The organism is Tenacibaculum skagerrakense (genome assembly GCF_004345825.1).
Taxonomy (GTDB): domain Bacteria; phylum Bacteroidota; class Bacteroidia; order Flavobacteriales; family Flavobacteriaceae; genus Polaribacter; species Polaribacter skagerrakensis.
Genome location: NZ_SLXM01000006.1, coordinates 15,986 through 27,453 on the forward strand (window position 1 = coordinate 15,986; position 11,468 = coordinate 27,453).

Below are 11,468 nucleotides of genomic sequence, written 5' to 3' on the forward strand. Positions count from 1 at the left end.
TGTTAACCTTCCCTTCTTTTTACTATTCTAAAATTCCCCAATAACAGAATAGTATGTTGGTTCTTTTTCATGAAGCATATTTTGTACTTATTTCTTATCACAGCAATTTTTTTATTTCACACACTGTGTGATACGAGAAAAATTGTTTAAAAATAAATTGCCTTCAAAGTATAGAAGAACTATATGAAAGACTTATTTACTAGTAAGTTTCAATTGTTGTTAAAATGTTACTATGAAATTTTAAAAAAAAGTAAAAAAAGTTTTAAAATAATTTTTAAGTCCTGATAAACAATGTTTTATTTCAATTCTTTTTTTAAGAATTTAGCGGTATAACTAGTTTTATGAGTTGCTACCTTTTCTGGAGTTCCAGTAGTAATAATTTGTCCACCACCTTTTCCGCCTTCCATTCCAACATCAATAATATGGTCTGCAAGTTTTATAACATCTAAGTTGTGTTCAATAATTAGTACCGTATTTCCTTTGTTAACTAGTTTATTTAAAACCTCCATTAAAACACGAATGTCTTCAAAATGCAGTCCTGTAGTAGGTTCATCTAAAATATAAAAAGTGTTTCCTGTATCTCTTTTAGAAAGTTCCGATGCTAACTTTATTCGTTGTGCTTCACCTCCAGATAGGGTAGTAGATTGTTGTCCTAAGGTAATATAACCCAGTCCAACATCTTTGATAGTTTTTAATTTTCTATGAATTTTTGGAATATGCTCAAAGAAATCAACAGCATGATTAATTGTCATTTCTAATACATCAGAAATGGATTTTCCTTTATATCGAATTTCTAAGGTTTCTCTGTTAAAACGTTTTCCTTGACAAGTTTCACATTCCACATGAACATCAGGCAAGAAATTCATTTCAATAACTCGTAATCCACCACCTTGACAAGTTTCACATCTTCCGCCTTTTACATTAAAACTAAAACGCCCAGGTTTGTATCCACGGATAGAAGCCTCGGGAGTTTTGGAAAACAAACTTCTAATTTCACTAAACACTCCAGTATAAGTTGCTGGATTAGATCTTGGTGTTCTTCCAATTGGAGATTGATCAATATCAATTACTTTATCGATATGTTTTAAACCAGAAATCTTTTTATAAGGCATTGGTTCTTTTACACCTCGGTAAATATGAGCATTTAAAATAGGATATAATGTTTCGTTGATTAACGTAGATTTCCCACTTCCTGAAACTCCGGTAACACAAATCATTTTCCCCAAAGGAAATTCAACAGTAACATTTTTTAAGTTATTACCACTAGCACCAGAAAGTTTAATGCTGTTTCCGTTACCTTCTCTTCTTTTTTTGGGAACTTCAATGGTCTTTCTTTTCGACAAATAATCTGAAGTTAGTGTAGCTTGGGTAATAATTTCTTTATAAGAACCATTACTCACAATTTCACCACCATGTGTTCCTGCTCCAGGTCCGATATCCAAAACATAATCCGCATTTTTGATCATGTCTTCGTCGTGTTCTACAACCAAAACAGAGTTACCAACATCACGAAGTTTAATTAAAGAATCAATTAACTTTTGATTATCTCGCTGATGTAAGCCAATACTAGGTTCATCTAAAATATATAAAACGCCAACCAATTGAGAACCAATTTGTGTAGCCAATCGAATACGTTGAGCTTCACCACCAGAAAGTGATTTAGAGGTTCTGTCGAGTGTTAAATAATCTAGTCCAACATCCACTAAAAATTGGATTCGGGTTTTGATTTCTTTTAGAATTTCAGTGGCAATAGTTAATTGTTTCTTAGAGAGTTGTTTTTCTATATCAGAAAACCAATTTGCTAATTCATTCACATCCATTTGTGCTAAATCGCTAATGGTTTTGTTAATAAACTTAAAATGTAAAGCTTCCTTTTTTAATCGTTTTCCTTCACATGAGGTACACTTTATTTCATCCATAAAACCTTTTGCCCAACGTTTTATAGAAGAACTATCAGTTTTTTTATATTGACTTTCAATAAATGAAACGATTCCTTCAAAATCTATTTGATAGCTTCTTGTAACGCCAGCAGCTTTTGATTCTACTTTAAAAGTTTCTTTTCCTCCATGTAAAATGATTTCAAGAGCTTCATTAGGAATTTCAGAAATAGGATCTGTAAGTTTGAAGGCATAACGCTCTGCAATGGTTTGTAGTTGTTTGAAAATCCAACTATTTTTTTGTTCACCTAAAGGAGTAATAGCACCATTTTTAATAGAGATTGAATCGTCTGGAATAACTTTATGTAAATTCACCTCATTGGTAATTCCTAAACCATTACATTTTTCACAGGCTCCTTTTGGAGAGTTAAATGAAAAAGTGTTGGGTTCTGGATTAGGATACGCAATTCCTGTAGTAGGACACATTAATTCTCTACTGAAATAACGAGGTTTTTCATCATCAACATCAATAACCATTAAAATATTATCACCAGTATATAAAGCCGTTTTAATAGTTTCTTCTAAACGCTTTTCTGAATTTTCATCAACAACTAATCGATCAATAACAACTTCAATATCATGCGTCTTATATCGATCTAATTTCATTCCTTTTTCGATTTCTCGAATTTCTCCATCTACTCGAACACGTAAAAAACCTTGTTTCGAAATTTGTTCAAATAATTCACGATAATGTCCTTTTCTAGACTTGATTAATGGAGCTAAAACAGCAATTCGTTTTCCTTTAAAGTCATTTAAAATAAGTTCTTGAATTTGATCATCAGAGTAGCTTACCATTTTTTCACCAGTATTGTATGAATAAGCATCAGAAGCTCTGGCAAAAAGTAAACGTAAAAAATCGTAAATCTCTGTGATAGTACCAACAGTAGAACGTGGACTTTTATTAGTGGTTTTCTGTTCAATTGAAATTACAGGAGATAATCCTTCAATTTTATCAACATCTGGTCGCTCCAATCCACCTAAAAACTGACGGGCATATGCCGAAAATGTTTCGATATACCTTCGTTGTCCTTCTGCATAAATAGTGTCAAAGGCTAAGGAAGATTTTCCACTTCCACTTAAACCAGTAATAACGACCAATTGTTCGCGAGGGATTTTTACATCTATATTTTTTAGGTTGTGAGCTCTAGCTCCGTATACTTCAATGAATTCTTGTTCTTTCAAGGTTAGGATTTTACACAAAAAAGCAAAGTTACCAAATAGAATTTATTAATTCATGGAGATTTCAAATTGTATTTAGAGTTCTTTATTTAGGTAAATTTTTTAGAAGCTTTTGAGCTTTTTTATACTGAGTAAATTCTGTAGGAAGTTGCGTTAACAACTCTTTACATTCTGAATATTTTTCCTGTTTCAGGTTACTCAAAGCTAAATACCAAATAGCGGTGTATTTATAACTTGAGCTTCCAGTAGCAATAGGTTTCAAAAGAATTGTTGCTTCCTGAAATTGATTAATTTCAATTAAAGAGAATCCTTTGTATAACTTCAACTCCGTGTTTTCAGTGTCTTTTTTCAAAGCTTCCGAAAATAATTTGCTAGCAGTATCAAAATCTTTTTTGTTGAAAGCTTTTTGAGCATCGAGTAGTGTTGTGTTTTCATTGCCTCTAACTGTGAAATTCACATTAGGATACTCTACATACTCCTCGTATGAAAGTTCAGAATTTGGATAAAATAGGTATACACTAATTAATAAAGCTATACTAGCTGCAACAGAATAATACCATTTTTTGCTACCTGTTGATCTTGTCTTTTTGAAATGCTTTCCTGATATTTTCTTAAGGTTGTTTTCAAATTCTTGTTGTTCCTTCTTATTTTTAAAATTACTTTCTAACAAAGTATGAGTTTCTTTGTATAAATTGAAAGACTCATTAAAATCAATATCAGTTTGAAGTAAATTTTCAAATTTTGTAAGCTCTTCTCCTAAAAGCTCTCCTGCTAAATACTGTTCAAATACTAAAAATTTATACTCCATTAAGAATTGTTTTTTAATTCATTATACTCAGAAGTAGCTGAAATTAATTGTGTTAATTTACCTATGCATTGTGATTTTTTCTTTCTAGCATATGCATAAGAAATACCCAGTTTTGTTGCCACTTCTTCCATAGATTGTAGACTAAAGCATACTTTTAATAAGTCTTTACATGCGTTACCTAATTGTTGAAACATTTTTTCAAGTAATTGATGTTTACGTTCAAATACAGAAGCTTCTAAAACCAACTCTTCTAACGCTTCATCTTTAGATACTTCTTCGTTTAAATTTGTTACCTGTAATTTCTTGGCTTTTTTTAATTCGTTTAACCATTTTCGTTTACATAGTAGAAAAAAATATGCATCAAACGGACAAGTGAGTTTCAAATTCTTTTTAGTTGCCTGATTGTAAATGGCTATTAATACTTCTTGAATAACATCTTCTGCTTTTTCAGTATTACCACTATTGTTTTTTATGAATTGAATGATTTTAGGAGCAAACTGTTCATAAATATCATGTATGATTAGTGAGTTATTGGAAGCTAATCCATCAATGTATCGTTGGTCTTTGTGTACCTTTTTTTCAGGCATTTAGGTTGGTTTTTTTGCTAATTTAAAAAAAATGGGGTAACAATATTTCCATCTTGTTGATATAAGGGTGTAAAAACTTTAAAACTTAAAATTATGAAGGCAACAAGATTTTTATTCGGAATGATATTTTCAATGTTATTATTTATGAACTGTTCGAAGGATAATAACGGTTTAGATAACAACTGTGATGGTAATTGTGAATTAGTGAATTACAATTCAATGGAAGAGTTTTTTGAAATTAACGGAGTACAATATCAATCATTTAGTGTTTCAGCTGATGCAGGAGGAGAAATCACAGGAGAAAAAGGAACAAAAATTACATTTCAACCAAACTCATTTCAAGACCCAAGTGGAAATATAGTAACTGGTAATATTGATATTAAGATAAAAGAGCTATTTACTGTTAGTGACATGATTTTATCAAATAAACCAACAAATGCAGTAAACAATTCTGGAGAAAATACTTTTCTATTATCGGAAGGAGAAACAGAAATCATAGCAGAACAGAATGGTATTACTTTAACAAGTGCGCCAGGAAAACCAATTGAAATTAGTGTCCCTTCAACGGGAGGAGAAGATCCTAACATGAGAGCGTTTATAGGTACTGTTGGTGCTGATGATAACATAGTTTGGAATCAATTTTTCAATACAGAAGTAAGATTTCAATCGGCTCCTGATAGTTATATCTATGATGTTTTTGAATTAGGATGGACTAACTGTGATAAGTTTTATAGTTATCCTGGAACTAAGACTACTAATTATGTTGATTTAACATCAAGTCCAAATCAAAGTGAAGCTAGAATCTTTTTAATATTTAAAGAAAATAATTTGCCTGCGGTTGTCAGTTTTACGCAAACTTATGCTAATGGTTTACAAAGTTATGTGAATTCATTACCACTAGGTTTAGAAGTAACTTACGTTGGATTAACGATAAAGGATAATCAACAATATATGGCTACAAAAACGGTAACTATTGGAACTGATGCATACGTTAATTTAAACTTCAATGCTGTTTCAACAGATGATATTTTAGATGCATTGACCTTATTAAATTAATTAATGATGGCACAAAAAGCGACAAAAGAAAATTTAGTAAAGTTTTCAATACTATTATTTATTACTGTGTTAGTGATATTAGTTACGCTGATTTAGAGGCTTGTTTGGTAGCATCTTAATTCTAATTATAGAGTTAAGATGCTTTTTATATATTTACTTAACTATTAGAATGTTACTCTATGCATTTTCAACCAAATCTAAAAGCAACGTTAGTTTTTTTATTCTTTCTATTGATATTCAAATTTCAAGCTCAAGAGATTATAAAAAAGGATACAGTCAGAAAAGAGGCTAAAATTAACTACGTCTTAAAAAACAACGAAATAGTTTTAACGCCAATTCCGCCTAAGCTTACTCAGATTGCTGGAGCTCCTAAAGCCTATTATTCTTACTTCTGGGAGTTTGGGGATGGTAATTATAGTAAAGAGAAATCACCAAAACATACATACAAAGAAAAAGGAGATTATGAAGTGAAATTATGGGTTACCAATCATTACGATTCTGGTAAGCCACCTGCAACAAGACCACAAAAAGTTTCAATTAATGAGAATTCATCTGCAAAAAATACTGTTGCAACTATGAACAACGATTTTGATTTGCTTATTAACAGAAATCCTGTCCCAGATGAAGAAATGGTTTTGGTTTTGAGGTATAAAAATCCGAAACAATATGTAGCAAACGGACAACTGTATGTTTTTTATAATGAAAGACAATACAAGAGCAATAATTTTGAAATAGAAGATATTAGAACACATCATGATGAGAAATTGTTGTTAGAAGAAGAGAATCAAGTAGCTGAGATAAATGAGATAAACGATAATGCTATTTTATATAGTTCACTTTCAGATGAATTTGTAGGCTTTCAGCAATTGCAAGATTCTACAAAAACAGATTTAAATAAAACCTTGAAAGAATCCAAAGAATACTATAAGAATTGGAGCATTTTTAATTTCGATAACTTAAATCCTAATGAGGAAAGAAATGTTTTTTTTACATTAAAAACACCTCCAGAAATGTTAAAAGATACTAGCGCTATCATTACAATTAGAGGAGTGTATGTTCCAGATAGAAACTTTAAAAATCATAAAGTAAAGGAAAAAGAAATGGAAATCGTTACGTCACATGATCCTAATAAAATGTCTTCAAACGGAACAATTTTAAACTATCGATTTGTAAAGTTTAAAACGGTGAAGTATAAAATCCAATTTCAAAATGATGGAGAAGGACCCGCTAAAACGATTCGTTTAGAAACTGATATTCCTGATATGTATGACAAATCAACTATTAAAGTGGTAGATATGTACCCGAAAGCTGTTATTTGTCCGAAAAAACCAGTTACTTATAGCTGTTTGGACACCACCTTTACAAAAGAACAAGCAATTTTTACCTTTAAAAATATTTACCTTCCGGGTAGCAATCAGAAAGGAGTTCAAGAAAAAGACTCTACTAAAGGATTTGTGAAATACAGTATTAGATTTGGAGATGATTTTCATAAAAGAAAAACAGTAAGTAAAACCTCAATTATTTTTGATAAAAATGACCCCATTATAACCAATAGGTCTACCACAAGGTTTTTACCCGGAATATCAATAGGAGCTAAAGCAGGATATAGCTCGTATACCAATTTAAATAATTCAAGCAGTTATTTTTTAGGAGCTACAATTTCTCCTTTTAAATCGTACAGATGGTATTGGCAGTTAGAACTTTTGAACAGTTTACATTCTTATAAAAGTAATACTCAAACCACTGAAGTTGTTGAAGATTTGCCAGCAGTAAATATTAGAAGAACAACCCGAACATCTGTTGTGTCGGATTATTCTAATGTAGATGTTGAAATTCCACTATTAGTTCGATATAACGTAAATAATTACATTGGTTTAGGAGGTGGTATACAAGGTAAGTTTAGCTTGAATGAAAAGAGAACTAACAATACTTCTATAGAAATAACGGAACAACCAATTCAAGGAGATGGAGAAATACAAGTAACTACTAATACAGTTTCAAATAAAGAGAATACTTCGTTTACAAACTTTAGAAAAGGTTTTCTCTTGGAAGCTACAGCAGGATTTTCTAGGATTGGTCCTAGTTTAGGTGCACGTTATGTTTTTAATACGAACAGAGATGATAACTATTGGCAGCTATACTTAATTTGGAAATTTTAATGCATGAGAATATTTCAAGCACTTTTCTTTTGTAGTTTTTTATGCATTTCAGCTCAAAAATTAGAGGGCAAAATTTATACAACCTTAGATGATTTTTTAGCAAATCCGACTGAGGCAGTGCTTCAGCAATTATTAGAAAAAGAGAAAAGTTTTGAAGTTGAAGTTAGTTCAAGAGAAGAACAATTAGCATTGGTAATTCTTCAATGTAATACAGCTTATTTTCTGAAAGAGAAGAGCTTGTTTCAAAAAGCCATTACATATTATGAAAAAGCATGGGCAAGATTTAATAAGAAAGAGCTGAGTAACTATGATATTATTGAATATTGCTTAAAACCTTTGGGTAATTTATATACCCAAACCAATAACTATGCTAATGCAGAGCGGATCATTAAACTCTATATTTCTATAGCAGAAGAGAAACAAAGTCTGATACAGAAAGTAGCGGGAATTATCAATTTGTGTTTGTTGTATCAAAGTATTGGCAAGCATGAAACAGTTGTAACTATCATAGATGAAACACTGCAACTGTATGAGGTAAATGGTAAACAACAACAGCGGTTGAACGTCATTAAGAACAATAGTTATGTTCTGTTGAGAAATTGGAAGGAAGATGTAAATTCAGATTACTTAAACTACAAAAAGAAATTGGTGAATGGTAATTATAAAGAAGCCTATGTGTCTTTTGAAAAAGCAAAAAGTGAACGTTTTAAAGATGTTCAATCCATTCGAGAGAAAGTTAAATGGTGGTTAGAAGAAGCACAGCTTTTACTACTTCTAGAAAAAGAAAAAAACGCAAATCAAATTTTAAACTTAGCCTTACAGGGTTTACTTCCTGATTATAAAGAACCTATTGATGTAAGTGGTTTATATCCCGAAAGTCTTTTAATAGATATTTTTGATATGAAAGCTCAACTGGCAAATAATATCGAATCATCATTAGGGTTTTATGATATGAGTTTTTATGTCGAAGACTTAATGAAACAACAAACAACAACTCAGCAAACTCAGTTATTATACGAAGTGAATTCTAGGAAAAGAAGTGAAAAATGTATTGAGTTAGCTTTAAAAAACCATTCTGAAACTCAGAATAAAAACATGATTGAAAGAGCTTTTCAGTATACTAATAAAGGGAAATCATCAGTGTTACTTAGGAAAAGAAATATTAGAGAGTTAAGAAGAAAAAATACAACTGATAGCTTATTAATTAAAGAAGAATTACTCCAACAACAAAAAGAGAAACTGATAACAAAGTTTAGCAAAGTAAACTATCATTTACAATCTAAAGATTCTATTGAAAAGTATAATTTACTATTTTCAGAAATAGACAAGGAGCTAATAATATTGAATAAAAAGCTATGTGATAAATATCCTTTTTTAGCTAGTGATAACGTTGATTTGTCAGAGATAAAACGGATGGCAAATAATCTGGAAAGTGTTTTTGTGGTTTACTTTTTTGGGAATAATAGAATACATCAATTTATAGTTGATGAAAGTGAATTAAAAGTAAACAGTATTGAGATTACAACAGAATTGAGAGAAGATATAATTAATTACATTCAATTATTTGACACGCCCAAAAATATAGTCAACAATGTAAAGAACTACACAACGCTTTCTTTTAAACTCTACAAGAGCTTGAAATTTGATGAGCTGGCTTCTTACGATAATGTTGGGATTGTAACAGACGGACTTTTAAACTTTATTCCATTTGAAACTTTATTGACTGAAAAAACTGAATCTATTTTTTTTCAAAAGATGCCATTTGTAATCAAACAACAAAATATAGTCTACAACTTTACTACACAGATGTTTTCAGCTAGTAAACCGAGAGAAAAAGATAATTATGTAACAGGCTTTTTTCCAATTTTTAAAAATACATCTAAAGAATTGCAGTTCTCTGAAAATGAAGCTGAGGCAATAAAAGCGAATTTCACATCGAATATCTTTAAAAATGAAGAAGCTAATAAGATAAATTTCATCAGAGAAGTAGGTGAAAATTCAATAATCCATCTTTCTACTCATGCAGAAAATAAAGGAATTTCAAGCGAGGCTTTTATCGATTTTTACGATCAAAAGTTATATCAGAATGAATTGTACAGTTTAAATTGTAAGGCCAATCTAGTAGTGCTTAGTGCGTGTGAAACAGGAGTAGGAGGCTTAGTTAAAGGTGAAGGTTCTATGAGTTTAGCAAGAGGTTTTAGTTATGCAGGTGCAGAAAATATTCTTTTTACCTTATGGCAGGTTAATGATAAATCTTCTTCAGAGATTGTAAGGAATTTTTACGCAAGCTTAAAAAGTAAGGCTGATATCTCAAAAGCAAATCATCAATCTAAAATAAAGTATTTAACCAATCCAACTATAGAGAATGCTTACAAATCTCCGTACTATTGGGGAGCATTTGTGTATTATGGCTCTATACAGCCTAAAGAAGATTCTAATCAATTATTATTTATGATTTTTAGTTTACTACTATTATTTATAATATTTTTACGGTTAAGAAAACAGATAAAGTTATGATAGTTAATGGTATTAGACACTTTTTCGAACGAAATGGTTTTGATGTCTCATCAAGACTGGCAGATCGTTTAGGTATGAGAGCAGTAAATGTACGTTTGTTCTTTATTTACATTTCATTTGTTACTGTTGGGCTGTCGTTTGGATTGTACTTAATTATTGCATTTCTACTTCGACTAAAAGATATGATTTATACCAAAAGAACTTCAGTTTTTGATTTATGATTCGAATTGTACTAAGGTCTCGTTTATACAAAGCTGTTTTTTTTACAGGATTAACTTTTTCAATAGGAATAATGGGTTATTTCTTGTTGTTCGGTTATTCGTTTGTTGATGCTTTTTACATGACGGTTATAACTGTAACTACTGTCGGGTTTGGAGAAGTTCATCCTTTTACATCTGAAGAAAAGGTATTTACTATATTTTTAATTTTATCGAGCTTATTTACATTTGGGTATGCAGTTTCTTCATTTTCTGAGTACCTTATCAGTGGAGATTTTTTTCATCAACTAAAAATCAAAAGAGTGCAAAAACAAATAGAATTATTAGATGGTCACATTATTGTTTGTGGATTTGGTCGAAATGGAAAACAGGCATTAGCTAAATTAAAGAGTTATAAACGTAATGTAGTAGTTATTGAAAAAAATAAAGAACTTATTAAACTGTTAGACGAATCTAAGGTGCTAAATGTTGAAGGAGATGCTACTTCTGATGATACGCTATTAAAAGCAGGAATTAATAAGGCGAAGTTTTTAATCACAGCTCTACCTTCGGACGCAGATAATTTATTTGTAGTATTAACAGCTAATCAGTTAAATAATCAATGTAAAATTATTAGTAGAGCATCAAAAGAAACTACTTACAATAAGTTAAAAATTGCTGGAGCTAGTAATGTTATTATGCCCGATAAGTTAGGTGGCGATCACATGGCTTCGTTAGTAGTTACTCCAGATGTAATCGAATTTGTTGATCGATTAACTATTGATGGTGATACTTCTGCTAATTTAGAAGACATAGATATTGATGGTTTACCAAAAGAATATTTAAACAAAACAATTCTGGATTTAGATTTAAGAAGGAAAACAGGTTGTACAGTTATTGGTTATAAAACAGCTGATAATGAGTATATAATTAATCCAGAGTCTTCACTAAAATTAGAAGCTGGAGGAAACTTAATTGTATTAGGTAGACCAGAACAAATAATAAAACTTAGAGAGCTTTTTTAGTTT

8 protein-coding genes are annotated in these 11,468 nt (G+C 30.6%); 5 read left to right on the plus strand and 3 right to left on the minus strand.

Annotated features, from left to right (window positions below; genetic code table 11):
• Positions 1-296 precede the first annotated feature (296 nt).
• From uvrA to EV195_RS10400, 3 genes are all read right to left on the minus strand, one after another.
• On the minus strand, positions 297-3,119 hold the full coding sequence (gene uvrA / locus EV195_RS10390; protein WP_132794896.1) for an excinuclease ABC subunit UvrA: 2,823 nt from the start codon (positions 3,117-3,119) through the stop codon (positions 297-299).
• Between the two features lie 82 nt (positions 3,120-3,201).
• Positions 3,202-3,924 carry a tetratricopeptide repeat protein gene (locus tag EV195_RS10395; RefSeq protein WP_132794897.1) on the minus strand — a complete coding sequence of 241 codons (723 nt, stop codon included), beginning with the start codon at positions 3,922-3,924 and terminating at the stop codon, positions 3,202-3,204.
• Positions 3,924-4,511 (minus strand): RNA polymerase sigma factor, encoded by a 588-nt coding sequence (locus EV195_RS10400; protein WP_132794898.1) that lies wholly within the window; start codon positions 4,509-4,511, stop codon positions 3,924-3,926. Before EV195_RS10400 ends, EV195_RS10395 begins: the two co-directional genes overlap by 1 nt.
• Positions 4,512-4,604: 93 nt before the next feature.
• On the opposite strand from EV195_RS10400, the gene EV195_RS10405 reads away from it, so the two are divergent.
• The 5 genes from EV195_RS10405 (at position 4,605) to EV195_RS10425 (ending at position 11,465) form a co-directional block, all read left to right on the plus strand.
• Entirely contained in the window at positions 4,605-5,567 is a 963-nt protein-coding gene (locus EV195_RS10405) for a hypothetical protein (protein ID WP_132794899.1), read from the plus strand.
• A gap of 179 nt (positions 5,568-5,746) precedes the next feature.
• Positions 5,747-7,726, plus strand: coding sequence for a PKD domain-containing protein (locus EV195_RS10410; protein ID WP_132794900.1), 1,980 nt, complete (start codon positions 5,747-5,749; stop codon positions 7,724-7,726).
• A gap of 3 nt (positions 7,727-7,729) precedes the next feature.
• A complete protein-coding gene (locus EV195_RS10415) occupies positions 7,730-10,243 on the plus strand; it encodes a CHAT domain-containing protein (RefSeq protein WP_132794901.1) in 2,514 nt (837 codons plus the stop codon).
• On the plus strand, positions 10,240-10,464 hold the full coding sequence (locus tag EV195_RS10420) for a PspC domain-containing protein (protein ID WP_394851310.1): 225 nt from the start codon (positions 10,240-10,242) through the stop codon (positions 10,462-10,464). The genes EV195_RS10415 and EV195_RS10420 overlap by 4 nt, the downstream gene beginning before the upstream one ends.
• The gene (locus EV195_RS10425; protein ID WP_132794902.1) at positions 10,461-11,465 is read left to right on the plus strand and encodes a potassium channel family protein; all 1,005 of its coding nucleotides are present in this window, start codon (positions 10,461-10,463) and stop codon (positions 11,463-11,465) included. The genes EV195_RS10420 and EV195_RS10425 overlap by 4 nt, the downstream gene beginning before the upstream one ends.
• Positions 11,466-11,468: the final 3 nt, after the last annotated feature.